This window comes from Cupriavidus sp. 2TAF22 (assembly GCF_052115045.1).
Lineage (GTDB): Bacteria > Pseudomonadota > Gammaproteobacteria > Burkholderiales > Burkholderiaceae > Cupriavidus.
The window spans coordinates 98764-118933 of sequence record NZ_JBFRFX010000008.1 but is presented as its reverse complement, the minus strand read 5'-3'; the positions used below and the strand labels follow the sequence as shown (position 1 = coordinate 118933).

Genomic DNA, 20170 nt, shown 5'->3' with positions numbered 1-20170 from the left:
CGCAAGGCGTTATCCGGGAGCCCGCGTGGCGTGATGGCGCGACCCTGCCGCAGCGGCCGCGCCACCTGCATCCATGCACCCGGGCCGGGCCATTGCGCTCGCTTCTGGCGCAACACGCAGGCGCGCGCAGGCAAGCACCAGCACATGCCGGTGCCCATGCACACGCCCGAGCCCCGCTACAGTGCAGATGCGGCAGCTACACCGGCTGCAGTACCTGCAGCGCCGGGAAATCATCCGGGTTGAGCCATCCCGCCACGTAGCGCCCCATGGCCTCGAGCAACACATCCGAGGTCAGTCCCGACGCGCCGGCCAGTGCCGGGCAGATGATCCAGGTGGTACCGTCGCGCTCCAGCACGCGCAGTGTCTTGGCCAGGTCGGCGGGCTGCAGGATGTAGTCGGCAGCGCGCGCATCCTCCAGCGCAAACGCCTGCACGTAGTCCGCGAGATGACGCTCACCAAGGCAGACCACCACCTTCGGCTTCCAGTGCCGGCGGATGCCATCGATGAAGCCGAAGCGCTGGCCGCTGCGGCACAGGTCAAGGTAGCGCTGCTTGGGCACCAGCGCAGGCTGCCCGCGGAACGCCTTCGACCACGGCGTCTGCCCGATCAGATGGGCCGGCAGCGGGAACAGGCTGAGCTTGAACTCCGCGCCACGCGGCGCGTAGAGAAGATGGTCGAAGTAATGCTTCCAGTCGCACTCGCTCGGCGCGCTCCCAAACGTGTGTGCGCGCGCGGCCGCCATGATCCTTGCGATCTTCTGGTGGGATTGCCAGCGTTCCATGCTGGCGCGGTGCTTGTCGCGGTATCCGGCATCCCAGGCGCCCGGCTGCTCGCGCGGCACCAGCGGCGCTACCAGCGACTCGACCCACGGGTGCGGCGTGCTGTCGCAAAACCACACCGCTGCCCCCGGATTTCCCCCTTCCATACCAACGTACGACGCGAAATACGCGTCCAACTGCTCACGCGAAAATACTGTCTTCTGCTCTATTTCCATGCCTCTACCGCTTGGTGGAGTTAAAGATGCCACACGCAGAGGCAATACACACCTGTACGAAAGGCAACGAGACGCCCCGAATGCATCGGCAAATCTCTAATAGAACCTGGAGACAACCCGCTGAATGGGGATGGACAACGCGCTGGAAATCCCGCGCCTCTCATCCCGCTTCGTATCGGAGACCTGCCAGCCCGACGCCACACCGGCCCCGACGGATTTGACCTTCCTGCAACCAATCTGGATCAGTCTTTCCCTTTGGAAGATGCTGTCCGGCGTCTTTGTCATGATGACCCGCGTGCCGCCGAACCCCGCCTTAAGGAAACCTGATCGCGTTTGCGCGAAACACTAACTAGGCGGACCGAGATTTTGCGCGAGAATCGAGCGATGCGCGCCCCCCTTTCGAGGGATTCGTTGCACTCTTGTTTCCCTTCTTGAGCGGGGTAACGCCCGATGCCGGCACAGGGCAAATTCGCGCGCGAAAAGCAATCCCATAAAAGCGGTAGGGTACGGCCACGGCGCGCACGGCCATTCTTCTATACAGTAGGGCAGGCGCACCGCTCCTCTTCTCTCAGGACGGCGCGGCAACCGTGTCCCCCCTGCCCCTCGCCCTTTCCTCCGCTAACGCATCGCCGCAGGCCAGCCGCCTGCAGCACAGCCGTTTCGAAGTCGGCGGGCCGGCGCACGCCAGCGCGAACCCCAATGTAAGCGGCCAGATACTCACTTGGCGGCAGCGCGTGGGTCATGTCATGGACCTGCATGTGAGCCGCGACAGCCTGATCGCCCCCTTTCACGGCGCCATCGACCGCTATCTGGTCGGCGACATGCTCTTCACCGACAGCCGTTGCGACGGCGTGACGCTGCAGCGCAGCCTCGCACGTATCTCAACCGATACGATGCGACACCATGTGCTACAGGTATTTGTGGAAGGCAGCGCCGGCGAGGTGGAGGGAATGCAACGCAACCCGGTGCCGCGCCACGGCGGGATCCTGCTCACCGATCTCGGCCAGCCTATCCAGATGCAGCGTGGCACCACGCGCGCGCTCTCGATCTTCGTGCCCCGCGCCATGATGGACACCGTCTTTGCTGAAGCCGAAGCCGCGCACGGGCGCATTGTCGAGACCGATACCCCGCTGACCCGCCTGGCGGTGGACCATGCCAGGATGCTCGAACGCGAGCTTCCCCGCATGGCGCCCGAAGCCGCCGCGGATGCCATGCAAATCGGTGTGGAACTGCTGGTCGCGGCGTTTCGCCGTGGCGCGAAGCTCGAAGGCAGCGCCAGGTCCGCGGCCCGCAGCGCCATGCTGGCGCGCGCACGCCGCCTGATCGACGCCGATCCCGGCGAGGCCGGCCTGTCCCCGGCAAACCTGCTGGCAAAGATGGAAATCTCGCGCCCGACCCTGTACCGGCTGTTCGAGGACGAGGGTGGTGTGCAGGCGTATATCCGCAAGAGCCGGCTGCGCGCCGCCGCCCTGGAGCTGGTGCGGTATCCGCGGCTTGCCGTCAACGACATCGCCTACGGCCTGGGCTTCAACAGCGCGTCTGATTTCACCCGCGCCTTTCGCCGCACGCTAGGCATGTCGCCCAGCGACCTGCGTGCCTACGCCACCGACGCCGGCAACACCGGGCTCAGGCAGGCCGCCCTGGCCCTCCAGGGCGAAGAATTCCGCCGGTGGCTGCACCGGCAGCAAGCCTGAGCCACACAGCGCACCCGCAGGGCCGCATCACGCCGCGAGGCGCAGAGCCGCCGGATCCGGCTGGCCAGGCGCGTCTGGCCGCGTCTGGAAGTCGGCCAGCGTCAGCCACTGGCTGATGAACCCGCCCATCGCATTCAGAAGGACATCCGAAGCCAGCCCGGCGGCACCCGCCACGGCCGGGCAGATCACCAGGTGCGTGCCCTGGTCTGCGTAGATCCGCAGGACCCTTGCCTGGTCGGCCGGCTGCAGCGTGTGCTCCGTATAGGGCAGGCCGCGCATGCCGAAGGCGTGGAGATAGTCACTTTCGTGGCGCTCGCCAAGGCATACCACCACCTTGGGCCGCGCGCGCCGGCGCATTGCCGCGATAAAGCGGAAGCGCGTGCCGGTGCGGCAAAGCGCCAGGTACTTGCCCTTGGGGTTCAGTTCCGCCTGTGCGCCGTGCAGCCGCTTCCAGGGCAGCCCGTTCTCGGCCCGCACCGACAAGGGAAACAAGCTCAGCTTGAAATCCCAACCGCGCGGCCGGTAAAGGTACTCCGCCAGGTAACGCTGCCAGTCGCCGCTATCGTCCCGCCCGAACAACACCATCTCCCGGGCCGCGGCCATGATGCGGGCAATGCGCTGGTGCGTCTGCCACTTAGCTATCTGCCGCGCGTGGCGCAGACGGAAATCCGCGTCCCAGGCCGGCACCGTGCGGCGCGGTGACAACGTCACCGGCAATGATTCCGCATCTGTCATCGGCATGTAATCGCAGAACCAGACTGCGCCCGCCAGATTGCCCCCCTCCATGCCCACATAAGACGCAAAGTAACTATCGAGCTGCTCACGCGTGAAGCCATTCCCATCCATTTCCATCTTTCCAACGGTTGGTCGCCTTGCAACGGGTACGAGGCGTGGATCAGTTCAGACCCACAGCATAGGCCGGCGCACGCGCATCGCTTGACCGTCTGTCTCACTTTTCCCCTCGTCGGATGGGAAAATTTTCAGCCTCGCAAGAGCCGCCGGCCGGCAATGACCGCGCCCGCGCAATCCCGCAGAGCCGGTGTAAGCAGCCGAATCACGCGCCACGCCACCTCTCCCCGGCTCCATCAATCCAAGCACCCCCTACCAAAGCAGGGATAAAAGATAAGGCGCAACGGATGACGCAGGTTATTTAAAAAAATCATATGACCCACTGTCAATGCAGACCGTGGCGAACCTTGCCGCGCGATACGGCAGCCCGCAAGCGCCGCGCGCAATAAGCGCCGACGATCCCCACTCTATCCCTTCTCACGCAGGGTACCCGGGATTCTCGCTGCACCGCATTATCCGCACCATCGTAAAGACGAAGTACACCGCGCGGCTTATGCCGGCGGGCAGAAACCAAGCGTTGCAATTCCAATGGGCAGTCCGCAAAGGACGCCGCAGGTGGCAAGGTCAGCCACCATCGCGCAGCCATGCCATGGGACCCGACTGCCGCGGAAGCAGTCCGCACGACTTTGCTTTGTCTTGCCGTGGCCAGCGCCGCGGCACTGTGCATGGCGCCGGCAACACCGGCCGCCCGCATAGCCAATTAACCGGCGGGGAGGAACAGTACGGTGCACAAGGTGCACCTGCTACGCGAACGCTTCGGGAGAAGTCATGGGAGTCTATCGCGACATGTTCGCCAGGCATCACGATCAGCTAGCGCTGATGGTGCGCCTGTTCGACATCGGGGCCATCTTGATCGCCGGCTACCTGGCGGCCGCACTACGCTTCGCGCCTGACCTCGGGCCAGCCGCGCCCGTTCACCAGTTCATCCAGTACTTTGCCTGCGCGGTGGCCTTCATCGTCATGCCGGCGTTCGACCTCTACGCCTCCTGGCGCGGCCGCAGCCTTGCCGCGATGGCCACGCGCGTGATCTCCGCCTGGACGCTGGTCTGGCTGATCAGCCTGCTGATGTGCTACTTCATTCATCAGGCAGACGCACTCTCGCGCCTGTGGATGGCCTACTGGTACGGCCTCTCCCTGGCTGGCCTGTTCATCGTCCACCTGGCCAGCCGCTCCGTGCTGGGCATCGTGCGCAGTGCCGGCGCCAACCACAAGCGCGTGCTGATCGTGGGCTACGGCCGCACCGGCCAGGAGATGTACCGCCGCGCCACCGTCAGCCACCGCACCGGCTACAAGGTCAGCGGCATCTACGCCCCCGAAGGCGAAGCCACGCCCGAAGGCCGCCCGCGCATCACCGACACCGCCGACATTGCCGAATTCTCACGCTCGCACGGCATTGACGAAGTCTGGCTCACCCTGCCCCTGAGCGAATCCCTGCAGATGCAGGAAATCGCCTTCTCCCTGCGCAACGACTTCATCGACATCAAGTGGATGCCCAGCGTGCTGGACTTCGACCTGCTCAACCACAAGCTCGGCAACTTCCTGGGCATGCCCGCGGTGGAAATGAACCGCCCGCCATCGCTAGGCGTGCGCGGCACCGTCAAGGCCATCTTCGACCGCGCCTTTGCCGCGCTGGTCCTCATCGCCCTTTCGCCGCTGTTCCTGCTGATCGGCATCCTGATCAAGCGCAGCTCGCCCGGCCCGGTCTTTTTCAAGCAAGAACGCCTGGGCCTGGACGGCCGCGAGATCCACGTCTACAAGTTCCGCAGCATGCAGGTACACGCCGAGCACGGCGTGGTCACCCAGGCCACCAAGGGCGACAACCGCATCACACCCATCGGCGCCTTCCTGCGCCGCACCAGCCTGGACGAGCTGCCCCAGTTCATCAACGTGCTGCGCGGCGAAATGAGCGTGGTAGGCCCCCGCCCGCACGCCATGGCGCACAACAACCTCTACAAAGAGCAGCTGGACTTCTACATGCTGCGTCACCGGGTCAAGCCCGGCATTACCGGCTGGGCCCAGATCAACGGCTACCGCGGCGAGACCGACACGCTGGACAAGATGGCCAAGCGCGTGGAGCACGACATCTTCTATATCCGAAACTGGTCATTCTGGATGGACCTGCGGATAATCTTCTTCACTGCTTTCAAAGGCTGGACGGGAAAAAATGCGTATTAGTCGATTCCGGTTCGCAGCCCTTCCTGGCACGTTGTGAGCAGTAGGATGTTCCGCATCAAGGACTCAGCCGTCGCACTGGGCTCGACGGTCACCGCGCAGCTACTCTTCTTCGCATGCGTTGCGGTGATCGCGCGCTCCTACGGCCCAGAGGCGCTTGGCGTCTTCAACGGCGACGTGGCGCTCGGAATGTTTCTCGGCACCATATTGGCATTCCGATACGAGTTGGCCTGCGTCAGCGACTCCCGTGCAATCTCGCTCACCTCGCTTCGACATGCTCTGACACTCGCCAGCGCGAGCACAATCGCATTAGGGATATTACTGTACTTTCTTTTCAGCAAGTACACGGTGGTCGTATTCGCAATGTCTTTCTTTGCGCAACAAGCCGTCGCCCACTATCTAAATTCCCTACGTCATTACGTAGCCATCGCTTTTCTCCGCGTCCTTGTTAACGCGCTCCTTCTAGCTTCGCTGATCACCGCGCCGAAAATATTTGGCTCTGTCGAGATCAACCCTTTTTATGAATTTGCGTTTGTCACGTTGACTCTTTCGACGGCCTCAGTATTTCTCATCCTATTTTTCAATAGGAAGTGTCGAAACACGATTTCTTTCTACCGTTTCATCCACGAAAATCTTCGTTTCGCCAGCTACACACTCCCCGCCACCCTGTTGGCTTCAGTCTCTCTCTATGCACTCTCGATCCTGGTGCCACGCTGGTTTGACGCCATAGCTGCTGGTTATTTCGCCGCCGCCTATCGCTTCGGCGCCTTCCCAGTATCACTCATCGCACAAAGCATTGGCGGCGTACTCCGCCGCGACGCGGTTTCTGCCGTGGCAAAGGGGGCGCCGCTGCTCACTGTCCTACGCCCATATGCGGCTATGCTCTCGATTCTGGCAGCCGCCTACGTCATTGCCGGAATTACACTCTATACGACGTTAGTCTCCCTCTTTCTCGGCGAGAAATGGCAGCACTCGGCAATCTACTTTCACGCCTTGATGCCGTTCTTCGCCCTTCAATTGATATACATACCGCTGTCGCAGGTCTTCCTGGCAACAAAATCTCAGCGCATCGACCTACTAATCCAGCTGGTTAGTGCAATAAGCCTCGCCAGCGCATTGATAATTTCAAAGATAAGTAAGTTCACGTTGCTGGGTACGTCGCTTGCATTCTCCATCGGTGGCTCGCTGGTTCTTCTTTTTGGACTTTTCGTTATCTTTAGAGTCTCAGCTGACTCACATCAAAAGAATCATTCAGAAATCACCGATGAATTGCAAGCAACGCTACGATAGTGAATTCTATTAATAATCTGACAAAACACACTGTGATTGCAAGTTACATTACATCCATAAGAATCCTGAACAATTAACCTCGAATTATCTAGCGATAGCCGAAGCTTACAGTCGAGTTAAAAGCAAGTCTATGAAGATCACGCACCTCATCGAGTCCACTGCGACAGGTACTTTGTCGATGGTTTGCCTWGCCGCCAACTACTTCGCCGCGAACGGACACCAAGTAAGCGTCGTCTACTCCCCCCGACCGGAAACGCCAACTGATCTCGAATCACTGTTTCACCGCGATGTCGTCCTGCATGCCCTTCCGATGGGCCCACGGGATCTTCCTGGCGGCATCCTCGAAGCTCGCAGGAAACTGAAGGAACTCAATCCAGATGTGCTGCACATGCATTCGTCCTTCGCAGGGTTCGTGGGTCGCCTAGCGACAATTGGGTGGAAATCAGATCTAAAATCATTTTACAGCCCGCACTGTATCTCCTTTATGAGAACCGATATTTCGGATCTCAAGAAGCGAATCTTTACGCTGCTAGAAGCCATTGCTGCTAAACGCCATGGAACCTATATCGCCTGCTCGCGCAGCGAAGCGCTAGCCATTGAAGATTCGTTGGGACTTCCCGCGCTCATACTTGAAAATGCTGTTGACGTCGGCTTCTTTACCAGGCCAAACACCGACACCCCGCTTCGAGCGCACCGACCAGACAAGCGCCTCACAGTTGTCACCGTAGGTGGGATTCGCCGTCAGAAGGGTTTCGACCTCTTCTCAGACATTTCGAGACTTCTTTCTCACCGAGGCTTCGAATTTGTTTGGATCGGAGACGGCGACCTCACCAGCAAAGCAGCCCTCACAGATGCAGGTGTTCGCGTAACTGGATGGCGTACTCGCCAAGAAGTACGCGACATGCTTCATTCCGCAGACGTGTACCTCTCAACCGCGGCTTGGGAAGGCATGCCTGTCTCAGTCATCGAGGCAATGGCATCCGGGTTGCCCGTTCTTGCAAATCGATGCCCGGGGAACGTGGACGTCGTTGACGATGAAGTCAATGGGGTTCTGTTCTCTGGCGCAAGTGAGGCCGTTGGCCAACTCGAACGTCTATATCTGAATACTGACCTGCGTACCCAGATCGCGCACCAAGGGGAGCAGGCCGCTCGCGGGCGCTTTGCCCAAAGCAGGTTCCTTCACCAACTCGAACAAATTTACATCCAGCCTTCCCGGGTTGGTGCTCACTAGGAGAAACTCATTATGGAGGAAATCGGGGACGGCAACTGCGCGGTTATCTTCGGCGGAAATGGTTTTATTGGTGCATTTCTGGCATACAGCCTCGCATCCAGCAAAAAATATCGCAAGGTATACCTTTTTGACCGAGAAAGTATCGAGGAAAAGCAAAATCAGTTTCGACTTGAAATGGTGCGATCCAGCGGTGCCATTGAGCTACTTGGGGACGTGCGGCATCCAATCACATGGGCACCGGATGAGAGAGTCGACTTCGTCGCGAATCTAGCTGCAGTGCATCGCGAACCCGGCCACCTCCCGCATGAGTACTACGAGACCAATATCCTCGGTGCGGAGAACGTGTGCGATTGGGCTAGACGAGTCAATGCGACGAATATTATTTTCACAAGTTCGATTGCACCTTACGGCGTAAGCGATGAACGACGTGACGAGAATTCATTGCCGGTCCCGGCTTCTGCCTACGGCGGATCTAAGCTAGTCGCCGAAAAAATTCATCTTTCGTGGCTCAACGAAGATCGCTCACAAAGAGTACTAACAATCGTTCGCCCCGGTGTAGTTTTCGGGCCTGGCGAAAGCGGGAACGTATCTCGGCTCATCCATGCCGTCATGCGGCGTTATTTCTTTTATATGGGGAATAAGGAAACGCGGAAGGCCGGCGTCTATGTAAAAGAATTGGTTGACGCAATGCAGTGGGTACATCAGCAACAGATCGACAGCAAAGACGCATATGCGCTATTTAATATGTCGATGGAACCCGCGCCTGCAATTCGTGACTATGTGAATGCTGTGTGCCTGACTGCCGGAATTAAACGTCATGTACCGGAGGTGCCATTTTCTCTTCTACTTTTGGCATCTCACAGCATCAGCTTGCTCGCCGGCTTGATCGGCCTGAAACAGCCATTTAGTCCTGTTCGGGTACGCAAACTCGTCCGCCCTAACTATATAACGCCTGGATACTTGCTTGCCTCGGGCTACTCATTCAAGTATGACCTGGCCGGTGCGTTTCAAGATTGGCAAACGCTATGCCCGGACGACTGGAAATAGGAACTTAACATGCAGATTGATATTTCGCCCGATATTCGCCTATCAAACCAACTTCCCCTTGTCCTTATTGGTGGCTTGAACGTTCTGGAGGATCTCGACAGCACGCTTTTTGCGTGCGAGCGATTCATGAAGGTCACGACTGCCATCGGAATCCCATTTGTCTTCAAGGCGTCATTCGACAAGGCCAACCGCTCCTCCATACACTCTTATCGCGGACCGGGATTGTTGGAGGGCATGCGCATATTTGACAGGGTAAAAGATGAATTCGCCGTTCCCATAATTACGGATATCCATGAACCTGCGCAAGCCGAGGTCGTCGCAAAGCACGTCGATATCCTACAGATTCCGGCATTCCTGGCACGACAAACCGATCTTATAGTGGCGGCCTCACATACCGGAAAACCGCTAAATATCAAAAAGCCACAATTCATGAGCCCTACGCAAGTCAGGAATATCGTGATGAAGTGCAAAGAGAGCGGGAATCCGAATGTTCTCCTCTGCGAACGAGGCGCGTCCTTCGGCTACGACAATCTTGTCGTCGACATGCTCGGCTTCCGCGAAATGATCAACGCCACCGGTGGTCACCCGCTGATTTTCGATGTCACTCACAGTCTACAGCGACGAGATGCAGGAGCGGAGGCGTCCGGTGGCCGTCGCGGTCAGGTCCTCGAACTGGCGAAAGCCGCTGTCTCGCTTGGTATCGCTGGCCTCTTCCTCGAGGCTCACCCAGACCCCGACAACGCGCTTTGCGATGGCCCGAGTGCACTTCCGCTTGATCTGCTCGAGCCAGTTTTGAAGCAAATCAAGGCGCTTGACGACCTTATAAAGTCTTTTGACACGATAACCGTAAATTGATTTATCGAATAGCAATTTTCGCACGCAACAAATGAATAATAGTCACATCAGCAGCAACGAATTAATTAAGTGGGGAAAGGCGACTCTCCAATCCGAGGCAGACGCAATCTCCGCCCTCCTCCAAGGGATCGACGAATCATTTGCACAAGCTGTGCAACACATCCTTCGCTCGCGCGGGCGGGTCGTTGTCTGTGGCATGGGAAAATCTGGCATAGTCGGAAAGAAAATTGCGGCCACTTTAGCCAGTACTGGAACTCCGAGTTTCTTCATGCACCCCGGCGAGGCTTACCACGGCGATCTCGGCATGGTGACAGCAGAAGATACGTTTCTCGCAATCTCGAACTCCGGCGAAACCGACGAGGTCGTAAAGATAATTCCGTACCTTCGCGATAACGGAAATCATCTGATCTCGATCACTGGGAATCCTGCGTCTACGCTAGCAATGGCAGCACATTGCCATCTGAGTATCGGCGCCGTCGTTGAAGCCTGTCCGTTCCAGTTGGCACCCACATCATCCACCACCGCAACCCTCGCTCTCGGGGATGCACTGGCTGTTGCCGCGATGCGCGCGAAGGATTTTTCCCCCGAGGCCTTCGCTAGGTTTCACCCTGGTGGATCGCTGGGGAGAAGGCTGCTACGGAAGGTGGAGGATGAAATGGTGAGAGACCTACCATTTGTAGAACTCGACACCGGGATTCTGCAAGTGTTGAGCACAATGACAGATGCGAGGTTAGGAATCGCCTTAGTCAGATCCGGCGACGCAGTTGGCGTCATAACCGACGGCGACATTCGTCGGGCGATTGAGCGCCATCGCAGTGCGGTTTTCGAACGAACAGCACGTGACATGATGTCGACCGATCCATTCGCCGTGCCGGTCGGAACGCGCGTGGAGGACGCGTTGGCTCTTATGGACCGTAAAGGTGTCTCGTCGTTGCTCGTAACTCAGAATGACCGCATCGTCGGTGTTTTTAAAAAGTAGCATCCGCACTGCAGAGAAGAATGAACTCTCTTCGCACTCTCGGCATAACATTTATTCTCGGCGCACACATTTTCCTATTGAGTTGCACTGCTCAAGTAGTCAACGGAGGACCACCTGGCACAGTCGTCTCACATCGATTCGCGTCCGACTCGCTATATTTGGGATCACCTTCAATCGCGAAACTGCGTGACGGTACGATAGTGATCTCTCACGACGAGTTCGGACCAGCTGCTAGTGGCGAAAGAACTTTCGTTTACAAGTCGGTCGACCAAGGGGAACACTGGTCTCAAGCGGCCGTCATCGATGGCCAGTACTGGTCATCTATCTTCACTTTCCGGAATAACCTCTATCTACTCGGCACCACAAGTGATCGTGGAGCGCCAATTATCCGCAAGTCCGAAAATGGAGGTATTACCTGGACATCTCCAGACTCGGCCCGCAACGGCTTGTTTCCACTTAGCGGGCGTTATCTTTCCGCCCCTGTCCCAGTTCTCGTTCACGAGGGCAGGCTCTGGCGCTCAATGGAGCGAGTGCAGAAAGCAGGCCTCGAAAGTATCGTATTGTCCATTCCGGAAGATACGCTTGACCTGTTGAACACATCAAATTGGACAATCAGCGCGGGGGCGACTCCCAGTCGACGTTGGCTTGACGGCAGATTTCTCGGATGGATGGAAGGGAATCTCGTCGCAAGCGCAAGTGGCCACGTGACAAATATTCTTCGAGTCAACTACAACGACCGTGAGGAGAAAGCAGCCCTAGTCACTGTCGATTCATCTGGTTCCCGCGCTGAATTCAACCCAGAAACTGGATTCATCAACCTCCCAGGCGGCGGAAAGAAATTCACTATACGCTTCGATGCGAGCAGTGGCTACTACCTCGCTCTATCGAACGCGGTGAAAAATGACTACGCGGGGGGCAACTACGAGCGAGCAAGAAATCGATTATCTCTCATCTACTCTCTCGATTTGCATGATTGGAAGGTCGCCGACGATATAATATTCAATCCAGATTGGAATAGACATGGCTATCAATATGCCGACTGGATCTTCGACGGTGACGATATTTTAACTGCGGTTCGAGTCGCGGCGGACGACTCTCGAGGTGGCGCAAAAAATCAGCACGATTCAAATTACATCACATTCTTGAAAATTAAAAATTTCCGAAAATTACTGCCAAAATGATTCATACCGACTGGCCGCGGGTCCGTCCAAGCGATTGCGCGGCCAGTTCGGAAGCATAGCACCCCACCTTCAATCGGCAGAAATCTGCAACGCCCGTGCTGCGGCCGTTCGGGAGATCGGCATACGCGAAAAGTAGTCGATACCGTCAACCAGGTACCGGTGCACAAATTTCCGCACCTGCACCTCATCGAAATCTCTGTAATAGCTTCGACCAAGACATATTACGGACTTTCCGTACAGATGTGCCTCGAGGCCAATTGTCGAGTTAATCGTCATAACGCAACGCGCGTACTTAATCAAAATCGTCGTGTTGCCCCCAACAATACGAAATCCAAGTTGGTGAGCCATCACCTTAATAGTCTCTATTTCGTTTAAATTGAATTCGGCCGGGTGCGGCTTGACAAGCAGGATGCACCCCAACTCCCGTGCTTTCTCGACAGCAATCCGTATCGCTTCCACATTACCCACTTCGGAATGGAGCTTTAGCTGAGTATCCCCACTCACTTGCAACGGAAGAAAAATGTACTCCGTTTCTTTTAACCTTTCCACATCCATATTCTCGTTGGCTGCCGTGACGGATGCGGCGCTACGAAGCCTTAACCCTTTTACCTTCCTTTGAAGAACGCCATTTGTCCCCAATTTAGCCAGATAATTCAAGCCAGAAGCTATTTTTGCCGCGACCCTCACATTAGATTGAGGTGGGGGGAGGCGCTTATATTCCTCGTATTTTTTGAACCATCGACGATGATCCTCAAGGTCAGCATCGGGCAAAACGTCGAGTAGTGACGGGTCTCGGCTGATGCTTGAAAGCGCATTTACACCCTCTGAGTCTGAAAACAGCTTGTCTGGTAGATTTGATATCTCCAGAAATACTGTATCGATATCCATCTCCTGACAGACCCGCGTCGCCGCTCTGCCAAGCATCTGCTGCCCATTCCACATCGCACACTTCACCACACCGAGTTTCTCGAATAGCTCTCGCGTCTTGCCGTATATGATGCTGTAGTCCTGCATCAGTTGCTGGAACGGCAAATCATCGTTTAAATGCTCGATCGACGTCAGTACGTCGTCCTCCCGCAGGTAGCGAGCCTCGCCACAACTTCTGCGAAAGTAGAATGACCTCTGCTTCGCGGCACGGATCCGAAGATGAGCGATTGGCTCAGAAGTCAGAAAAATGAAGCCGTACCGGTCCGACAGAGGGAGAACCAATCTCTTGAAGAATTGGACGCGCTCCAGAGAGTCAACGATAATTGCGATCATGGCATCGTTCCAGTTGCAACTTCACCGCTCAATATATGTCAAGGCTCGAAAATTCGAGCCGGAGCGAATCGTTGAAATAATATTCCTTCGCTGCCTAGTCACTGTAACTTCCGCATCGCGCGGCGCAGGGTTACTGTGAATCCTCTCGGCGTGCAGAAAAGCAAAATTGACCTAATCAGGCCATAAAATGCGTACGGATTAACTTCGAAATTTTCCAATATAATTTTTATTCTGCTCTTGATCTGAATTCTCCGCCGCATATTGGATATCCCCGCCGGACTAATTAGGCAGTCTACCAAGCTTTCGTTCAGATTTGACGCTTTATGGTTTTGGATAATCTTGAAGAAAAATGCGTAATCTTCCGCTGCTGGCTTATCAACCGGATACAAGCCAGACGTGGCAAGTAAAGAACTCCTAAACATTACTGCCGGATGCGTAAAGGTCGGATTTAGAAACATCATCTTTTTGATCGACGCAAAATCCGATGGGTGCTTGAGGGTGTATAACAGTTTCCCTTCCAAATCGACGAAATCAACCCAACTTCCGACAAGATGGTAATCCATATGTGAGTCCAAGAACTCAACTTGCTTTCTGAGTCGATCGTTCTTGCAACGGTCACCACAGTCCAGCCTGGCAACATACTTGTAAGATGTACCGAGATCAATGAGACCGCGATTCAAGGCATGTTCGATCCCCTGATTCTCATCCAACTCAATCAATCTTATTTTCAGCGCGCCTGAATATTTCTCCAAGATATTGACCGCTTTCCGTTCGACTCTACTGCCGTCATCCACGACGATGACGTCCGGCGCCAGCGAACCGGCCTCGACAGAGTGGATGGTCTCCAACAACGAATCGCCCGCGTTATAGTAAGGTATTAGGACGCAGCACTTACCGGCATTCCCCATCATAACCACCCTCAGGTCACCATTTATTAAGCTAATTACTCGCCTAGATCAGAACTGGATCTGATCACGAACTACACGTGTTCATTTGCCAACCTACGGATTGCAACGCGCTCGCAAGCAAGTTTCTATTTCTTATGCCTTCCTGCAACCCGCATCATTTCCGGTGCATGCTCCCTTTCGGCAACTCTTCGCCATAGGCAAATTTGGTAAAAGGAGGCTAGGGTAAACCAAAGCAGACCAAAAAGAATATGAAACTTAAAAAGAAGCAAAGGAAGAAAGAAGAGCAACTCGACAAAACAACCGCGAAATATTCGCGCAAGGATAGTTGCAAATAATCCGCACCCCAATACTCCCGAAGCAAAATACAAGTAGACCAGGAAAGATGAGTCGCGAACATGGTAACCCCAAAGTCCGGTTACACCGACCCGGGATGTCTCATCCCAAAAAAATCCCGCTCCAAATACATCAGCATTCCACTCGCGCTGCTTGAATTCCTCGAATACAGATTGCCTGCTGGAAATTGCATCGTAATCTACAGACTCTGTGACCCGTAGATTATAAAACTCAAACAAAAATGGAGAGGCAGCGAGAGCTGCCGCAAGGATGGCCACTTTTACCCAGCGAGATCCCTTGCACGCAACAAGAAAGACTGTTCCCAGCAAAGCAACCACAAAAATCGCGGCGATTGAGAGGCTTAGTGTTGCGGTCCCAAGTGCGATAATAATCGGGACCGTAATGCGCCGGTCAATGGCCAAAAGAACGGCGGCAGCAGGAAGTACGGCCATGGCGTAGAATGACGGCTCAGAAAACAAACCTACTCCCCTAATCCCGATGGCTCTTCCTTCCAGCGCCTTAGTCATATAGAGGGATTCCGATTCAACCTCTCTAACATAGTTATTCAAATCGATGAAATCACCGGTCGCCAAGAAATATCCAACCTGGAATAGAAAGAATGCTGCATGAATAAATATAAGAACCTGACAAGCCTTACGCAGCTCACTACACCCAACCACAGCAGACTTAAAGCATATATAAACGGCAGCAATATAAATCTGGACGAAAAAAAACTTAATAAAAAAATTTAAATAAAAATCGTGAAGTATTGAGATCGACCAAACAATCGCCGTGGATGCGAGCACCCCAAGCACTGCGACGCCTAATCCATTTTTTATACTCAACAACTTGCTTCCGTTCACAAGCAAGAGAAGGCACATTAAGATGTACCCGATCGCCGTAGCTCTGACACTAAATGCGTTCAAGGAGAAGAAAAACAAGCTTCCCGAGAAAAGCAAAAATGAAAAACGATTCATCGATGTTGTTCCCTCCGTCGGATTCCCCTTCGCAGGAATCGGTGATTCTGCAAAAGGCGGTGAGCAACCGGCCAGCCGGAGGGTAATACCCTATGCCCCATAGTTGTAGTAGGCGTAACGATACCGACCATATTTCGAGCCATAGCTATATCGAAACGCTTTTGGATCTAGGCCATTAAATATCACACCCTTCACATCGGCGTTGGCATGTCCCAATTGCTTGGCGCTCTCTCGCACCTCTCCGATGGTGCTTCTTTCGAACCTCGTCACCAAGAAAACAGCACCGCAATGTGCGGCGAGAATCGCTGTGTCCGATACAGCCAAAACCGGAGGGGTATCAATTATCACCAAGTCATAACGCCCACTAAACTCATCTAGCAAGTGGACCATTTTCTCATTCAACAGTAACTCAGCTGGATTTGGAGGAATTGTTCCTGTCGAGATAAAATCCAACCCCTCCGCCACGTCACCGTGAGTAACATCTTCAATACTCGCTTTTCCAGCAAGTACATCCGACAAACCAAGGTTTCGATCTTTTCCGAAATATTGATTCAGATAACCTCTTCTCATGTCCGCATCGACTAGAAGCACTCGCTTTCCACCGGAAGCCATAACTGCAGCCAGATTCGCTGAGACAAATGACTTTCCCACTCCCGGCGTGGGTCCCGTTAAAAGGACGCGATTATTGTCAGCGTCAAGCATCGCGAACTGGAGAGCGGTCCGCAAGCTGCGTAAGCTTTCAATGGACGTCTCGTTTGGATAGCGATTCGCGAGTAAGTATTGACCTTTTTTTCGCGAGTGAAGTTCGTTGCTTAAGCTGACCTGTCCCTGCGAGAGCGGAACTGTTGCATAAACGCTAAGCCCGGTGTGTTGCTCGATATCTTGAGGATCGGTAATTCCTCCGAATAACCAATTCCTGATAAATGCGACAATAACACCGAACATAAGTCCGAGAACAGCCGAAAGCGCGATGACCAAGGGCTTCTTGGGTCTAATGGCTTCCTCTGGAACGGGAGAATTATCCAGCAGACGAACATTCCCGACCTTGCCTGCCTTCACCAATTTGAGTTGCTGCATGTTGTTCAGCAACCCTACGTATAGGTCGTTGTTCACTTGAACATCGCGCATCAGACGCAAAGCGTCTTGCTCGATGTTGGGTAGGGATTTCACTCGAATTGCTACGCTTCCAACTTTCTCGTTTAGGCCAGCGATTTGCTGGTCGAGCGCTATCACGGAGGGATGACCAGGTGCGAAGCGAGTTATCAACTCAGCGCGCTTTTGCTTCAGTTCGAGAAGAGTAGTGTCGGCGGTAACGCTTTCTTGGAGAAATGCTTTACCTTCCTCACTCAAATTGAATGTGCCGCGTTTGTTACGCATGTCATTGTATTTGACTTCTGCACGCTCCAATTCGACTTTCAGTTGTGGAAGAAGATCGCCAAGGAATACCAGAGATTTTTCTGCTTCTGCAGCCTTCCTTTTGATATTTTGGGCAACGTATTCCTCACCAATCTCATTCAGGATAGCGGCCGTCAGAATCGGATCTTTTCCATCTAGCGACGCACCGATTATGCCGCTTTGTTTTCCTTTTTCCGCAATCTTTAGATCGTCCTGCAGATCCTCAAGCGTTTTCAATCTTGAATTTCGCACCAGGTTGAATTTTACGCCTGCCTTCGCTTTCAACGAGGTCACCAACACGCTGACAGTCCCGACACTCTGTTCGGATCGAATATCCTCGCCGATAACGCCCGCTATAGGATGATCGAGGCTAGGCTGCTCCAGGGAATAGCGACCGTCTCCCAAGCTTACAATCTGGAAGTTTTCGCCCTCGAGCTCTTCTGGAATATCAAAATGATCGACCTTGATTGCTTCCGCTGCCCAAGCGTAGCCGCCCAACCCGAAGAACCCGGGCTCTGAAAGGCCTTTCGCCTTGCGCGCGATCCCTGCTCCAACCAGCGGGAAGTACTTTGGCTTGGCATCGATATAGAGCTTCAGATTGTCTACTGCTTTTCCGACCACCATTCTTGATCGAAGAATCTCGATTTCCGCGGCAGCCTCTGCCTTCACATCGAAGAGGCTCGATACATCCCCAAGAAGGCTCTTCGCACTGTTGGGGCTGTCCTCAACCTGGACAAGGATATCCGCCTGGTATACGGGTCGCGCAAGGAAGGCGTATGCAATTCCAAGCATCAGAACGACGCACGCAATTGCCGCAATCAGCCAACGGCTTGCAAGCAGCACGTCCAAATACCGGACTAGGTCAATTTCTTCTTCCGGCGGCGCGGCTACAACGACTGGGGGAGGGGTCTGGTTCATTGCCTTTGCTACCAATACTGTTAACGGAGCGCCTGGATGCGCGGCACCCAGGCTTCCACGCCTCGTTGGATCAACTGCAGAGCGTTTTCGAACGCAGTGCGGCTTTCGCGGTACGGATCTGGCACGTCGAACTTGGCGAACTCTCCCATGCGAAATACCCGCCCGGTGGTGGCGGGATAGTGCCGCTGGATATCTTGGCGCTGCTCGTTGTCCATTACAAGGATTAGGTCTGCCCGCGTCGCTAAGACCCGGCTGAGTTGCTGAGCGCGGTGGGCGGTGATATCGATACCGCGTTCCTTCATCAGTGCGACTGCGATAGGGTCGGCAGGATCGCCAATAAGCGCCCCGAGGCCGGCGGACGCGACATTTGTCTCAGGCAAAGCCTGTTTCAGAATCCCCTCTGCCATCGGACTCCGGCAAATATTGCCGATACATACCACCAGAACAGTCTTGATCATTTGGCTACGTTCGCGGCGCCCGTTACGAAGTTGCCGCTGGGCAGCAGCTGGTTGATCACGCGGCTCCAGCGGACCACACCGGCGGCATCGACGTAGACGACGTCCCTGGGCTTGAGCTCGAAGGCTTCGGCCAGCGCGTAGGAGACGGGTGATTTGCCGTCGAGGTGGAACACCTCGGCGTCGCCGTCACCACTCTTGCGAATGACATAGAGTTCTTTGGCATTGGCGGATATGGGATTAAGTCCGCCGGCTTCGCCGATGGCCTCACTGAGCGTGAGGCGACCGTTGCGCGGCAGCACGGTGATGGGCCGCACCACTTCCCCAGCAACAAACACCTTGCTGTCTTCACGCTGCTCCACGCGCACAATGTCGCCGCTGCGCAGCAGGATGCGCGCGGGGTCCACGCCTTGTTGCAGGAGCGCCGGCATATTGACGATGTAGTTCTTGCCATCGCGCGAGATGCGGATGCGACTGTTGTCGCCGGTCAGAACGTTGATGCCGCCTGCGCGGTTGAGTGCCTCGACCAGCGTCATTGGCACATCGTCGATGTTCTGCGGGCCCGGGGTTTTGACTTCGCCGTCCAGGTACACGCGCTTGCTGCGGAATGCCAGCACGCGCACGGTCACCTGCGGCATGGTGACGTACGGCACCAGTGATTTGCTGAGCTGGCCGCGAATATCATCCGGTGTCTTACCCAGGACCTGGATCACCCCTGCATACGGGAACTGAATGGTGCCCGCCGGGCTGACCACATAGCCCGGTACGTTAGCGGCACCACTGTAATTGGGAATGTCGTAGGCCTGACCGATCGAGTACGTCTGCGTGGGGAACACCAACTCAGGGTGATCCCAGACGACGATGGAAAGAATATCGCCCACACCAATGGTGTACGGCTTCGGCTCAGCGTACAGTGCCTCGATGCCGGCGTTGGCCGGTACAGTGGACGCCTTCAGCGCCCGAACCAGTGCGGGGGTGATCAGCGTGACCTTGGGCACGGATTCCGGGTCTTCCGGATCGAGCGGTCGTYGGGGATCGAAACGCATCCCGGGCGCGAGTGCGCAAGAGGCCAGCAACGGGACAATGCCCAGGCTGATTAACGCTCTGATAAACGACTGCTTGCTTGCATACTTGAACACGACTAGTAATTCCCTTGATACCCGAATGCCCGCGCTGCTGTCATTCTCTGACACGCATTGCTGAGACGAATCCGCTGGTCCGACATTGGCACACGCTGGTGCCTTCCCGCTCTACTGTGTGCAGCGCGCGGAGATGAACCTGGCGGTGATGGCCTCGTGTTGTCTGCCCGGCATGCTCTCTTGCACTGCATCACCGCGCGAAGGACCGGCGAAGTGTATGGCTCCAGGGGGGCAATCTTCAAGGCAATACAGGCGTTTTTCCTGTCTTTTCGATCCCCCCTTAAGTGTGGACCCGACAAAGGTAGGGATGCGCCGACAAGGGGTTACGAGCAACAATCGCCCCCTTGATGACGGTGGGAAATTGCGCCGGTACCCTGCATGCTTCACCCGAAAGGGTTAGTAATTCGTTCGAAATTTCCAGCGATATTTCTGGCAGATTTATTTGATGTTTTATTGTGCTCTGCCAAGGGAAATGACTTTTGATTCTCTGCCC

Annotated in this window: 17 protein-coding genes; 9 read left to right on the top strand and 8 right to left on the bottom strand. The window is 55.5% G+C overall.

The genetic code is table 11. The annotated features are described in order from the left end of the window. Positions 1 to 196: 196 nt before the first annotated feature. Positions 197 to 988: an XpsR family transcriptional regulator gene (locus AB4Z48_RS12130; protein WP_441614362.1), complete on the bottom strand. Its 792-nt coding sequence runs from the start codon at positions 986 to 988 to the stop codon at positions 197 to 199. 136 nt (positions 989 to 1124) lie between these two features. Here AB4Z48_RS12130 and AB4Z48_RS12125 point away from each other — a divergent pair, with 136 nt between their 5' ends. Together AB4Z48_RS12125 and AB4Z48_RS12120 are read left to right on the top strand one after the other, a co-directional pair. Continuing rightward, positions 1125 to 1343: a hypothetical protein gene (locus tag AB4Z48_RS12125; protein ID WP_441614178.1), complete on the top strand. Its 219-nt coding sequence runs from the start codon at positions 1125 to 1127 to the stop codon at positions 1341 to 1343. A 238-nt stretch (positions 1344 to 1581) separates the two neighbouring features. Next, a complete protein-coding gene (locus AB4Z48_RS12120) occupies positions 1582 to 2688 on the top strand; it encodes a helix-turn-helix domain-containing protein (protein ID WP_441614177.1) in 1107 nt (368 codons plus the stop codon). 27 nt (positions 2689 to 2715) lie between these two features. On the opposite strand, the gene AB4Z48_RS12115 is transcribed toward AB4Z48_RS12120, so the two are convergent. Then, complete coding sequence (locus tag AB4Z48_RS12115) at positions 2716 to 3534, bottom strand: transcriptional regulator (RefSeq protein WP_441614176.1); 819 nt, start codon at positions 3532 to 3534, stop codon at positions 2716 to 2718. Between the two features lie 771 nt (positions 3535 to 4305). Between AB4Z48_RS12115 and AB4Z48_RS12110 the strand changes: the two genes are divergently transcribed. The 7 genes from AB4Z48_RS12110 to AB4Z48_RS12080 all read left to right on the top strand — a co-directional run bounded on the left by AB4Z48_RS12110 (position 4306) and on the right by AB4Z48_RS12080 (position 12292). Then, positions 4306 to 5712 (top strand): undecaprenyl-phosphate glucose phosphotransferase, encoded by a 1407-nt coding sequence (locus tag AB4Z48_RS12110; protein ID WP_441614175.1) that lies wholly within the window; start codon positions 4306 to 4308, stop codon positions 5710 to 5712. Between the two features lie 45 nt (positions 5713 to 5757). Next, positions 5758 to 6999: a lipopolysaccharide biosynthesis protein gene (locus tag AB4Z48_RS12105; RefSeq protein ID WP_441614174.1), complete on the top strand. Its 1242-nt coding sequence runs from the start codon at positions 5758 to 5760 to the stop codon at positions 6997 to 6999. A gap of 130 nt (positions 7000 to 7129) precedes the next feature. Continuing rightward, positions 7130 to 8230: a glycosyltransferase gene (locus AB4Z48_RS12100; RefSeq protein WP_441614173.1), complete on the top strand. Its 1101-nt coding sequence runs from the start codon at positions 7130 to 7132 to the stop codon at positions 8228 to 8230. 12 nt (positions 8231 to 8242) lie between these two features. Further along, positions 8243 to 9277: an NAD-dependent epimerase/dehydratase family protein gene (locus tag AB4Z48_RS12095; RefSeq protein ID WP_441614172.1), complete on the top strand. Its 1035-nt coding sequence runs from the start codon at positions 8243 to 8245 to the stop codon at positions 9275 to 9277. 9 nt (positions 9278 to 9286) lie between these two features. After that, positions 9287 to 10132, top strand: a complete 846-nt coding sequence (kdsA, locus tag AB4Z48_RS12090; protein ID WP_441614171.1) for a 3-deoxy-8-phosphooctulonate synthase — start codon at positions 9287 to 9289, stop codon at positions 10130 to 10132. A 46-nt stretch (positions 10133 to 10178) separates the two neighbouring features. Beyond that, positions 10179 to 11111 (top strand): KpsF/GutQ family sugar-phosphate isomerase, encoded by a 933-nt coding sequence (locus AB4Z48_RS12085; RefSeq protein WP_441614360.1) that lies wholly within the window; start codon positions 10179 to 10181, stop codon positions 11109 to 11111. 20 nt (positions 11112 to 11131) lie between these two features. Beyond that, positions 11132 to 12292 (top strand): exo-alpha-sialidase, encoded by a 1161-nt coding sequence (locus AB4Z48_RS12080; RefSeq protein ID WP_441614170.1) that lies wholly within the window; start codon positions 11132 to 11134, stop codon positions 12290 to 12292. 69 nt (positions 12293 to 12361) lie between these two features. Here the strand turns inward: AB4Z48_RS12080 and AB4Z48_RS12075 are convergent, their stop codons facing one another. The 6 genes from AB4Z48_RS12075 to AB4Z48_RS12050 all read right to left on the bottom strand — a co-directional run bounded on the left by AB4Z48_RS12075 (position 12362) and on the right by AB4Z48_RS12050 (position 19584). Continuing rightward, entirely contained in the window at positions 12362 to 13552 is a 1191-nt protein-coding gene (locus AB4Z48_RS12075; protein ID WP_441614169.1) for a capsular polysaccharide export protein, LipB/KpsS family, read from the bottom strand. 98 nt (positions 13553 to 13650) lie between these two features. Beyond that, positions 13651 to 14460 carry a glycosyltransferase gene (locus AB4Z48_RS12070; RefSeq protein WP_441614358.1) on the bottom strand — a complete coding sequence of 270 codons (810 nt, stop codon included), beginning with the start codon at positions 14458 to 14460 and terminating at the stop codon, positions 13651 to 13653. Between the two features lie 125 nt (positions 14461 to 14585). Next, on the bottom strand, positions 14586 to 15770 hold the full coding sequence (locus AB4Z48_RS12065; RefSeq protein WP_441614168.1) for a hypothetical protein: 1185 nt from the start codon (positions 15768 to 15770) through the stop codon (positions 14586 to 14588). 90 nt (positions 15771 to 15860) lie between these two features. Beyond that, positions 15861 to 18083, bottom strand: a complete 2223-nt coding sequence (locus AB4Z48_RS12060) for a polysaccharide biosynthesis tyrosine autokinase (protein WP_441614167.1) — start codon at positions 18081 to 18083, stop codon at positions 15861 to 15863. Positions 18084 to 18103: 20 nt separating this feature from the next. Further along, entirely contained in the window at positions 18104 to 18541 is a 438-nt protein-coding gene (locus AB4Z48_RS12055; RefSeq protein WP_441614166.1) for a low molecular weight protein-tyrosine-phosphatase, read from the bottom strand. Further along, positions 18538 to 19584: a polysaccharide biosynthesis/export family protein gene (locus AB4Z48_RS12050; protein ID WP_441614356.1), complete on the bottom strand. Its 1047-nt coding sequence runs from the start codon at positions 19582 to 19584 to the stop codon at positions 18538 to 18540. Before AB4Z48_RS12050 ends, AB4Z48_RS12055 begins: the two co-directional genes overlap by 4 nt. Positions 19585 to 20170: the final 586 nt, after the last annotated feature.

Bases quoted from the DNA above. Each gene is read 5' to 3' on its own strand.
- AB4Z48_RS12125 (WP_441614178.1), top strand. From the start codon at position 1,125: ATGGACAACGCGCTGGAAATCCCGCGCCTCTCATCCCGCTTCGTATCG.
- AB4Z48_RS12115 (WP_441614176.1), bottom strand. From the start codon at position 3,534: ATGGATGGGAATGGCTTCACGCGTGAGCAGCTCGATAGTTACTTTGCG.
- AB4Z48_RS12110 (WP_441614175.1), top strand. From the start codon at position 4,306: ATGGGAGTCTATCGCGACATGTTCGCCAGGCATCACGATCAGCTAGCG.
- AB4Z48_RS12105 (WP_441614174.1), top strand. From the start codon at position 5,758: ATGTTCCGCATCAAGGACTCAGCCGTCGCACTGGGCTCGACGGTCACC.
- AB4Z48_RS12095 (WP_441614172.1), top strand. From the start codon at position 8,243: ATGGAGGAAATCGGGGACGGCAACTGCGCGGTTATCTTCGGCGGAAAT.
- kdsA (WP_441614171.1), top strand. From the start codon at position 9,287: ATGCAGATTGATATTTCGCCCGATATTCGCCTATCAAACCAACTTCCC.
- AB4Z48_RS12080 (WP_441614170.1), top strand. From the start codon at position 11,132: ATGAACTCTCTTCGCACTCTCGGCATAACATTTATTCTCGGCGCACAC.
- AB4Z48_RS12075 (WP_441614169.1), bottom strand. From the start codon at position 13,552: ATGATCGCAATTATCGTTGACTCTCTGGAGCGCGTCCAATTCTTCAAG.
- AB4Z48_RS12070 (WP_441614358.1), bottom strand. From the start codon at position 14,460: ATGGGGAATGCCGGTAAGTGCTGCGTCCTAATACCTTACTATAACGCG.
- AB4Z48_RS12065 (WP_441614168.1), bottom strand. From the start codon at position 15,770: ATGAATCGTTTTTCATTTTTGCTTTTCTCGGGAAGCTTGTTTTTCTTC.
- AB4Z48_RS12060 (WP_441614167.1), bottom strand. From the start codon at position 18,083: ATGAACCAGACCCCTCCCCCAGTCGTTGTAGCCGCGCCGCCGGAAGAA.
- AB4Z48_RS12055 (WP_441614166.1), bottom strand. From the start codon at position 18,541: ATGATCAAGACTGTTCTGGTGGTATGTATCGGCAATATTTGCCGGAGT.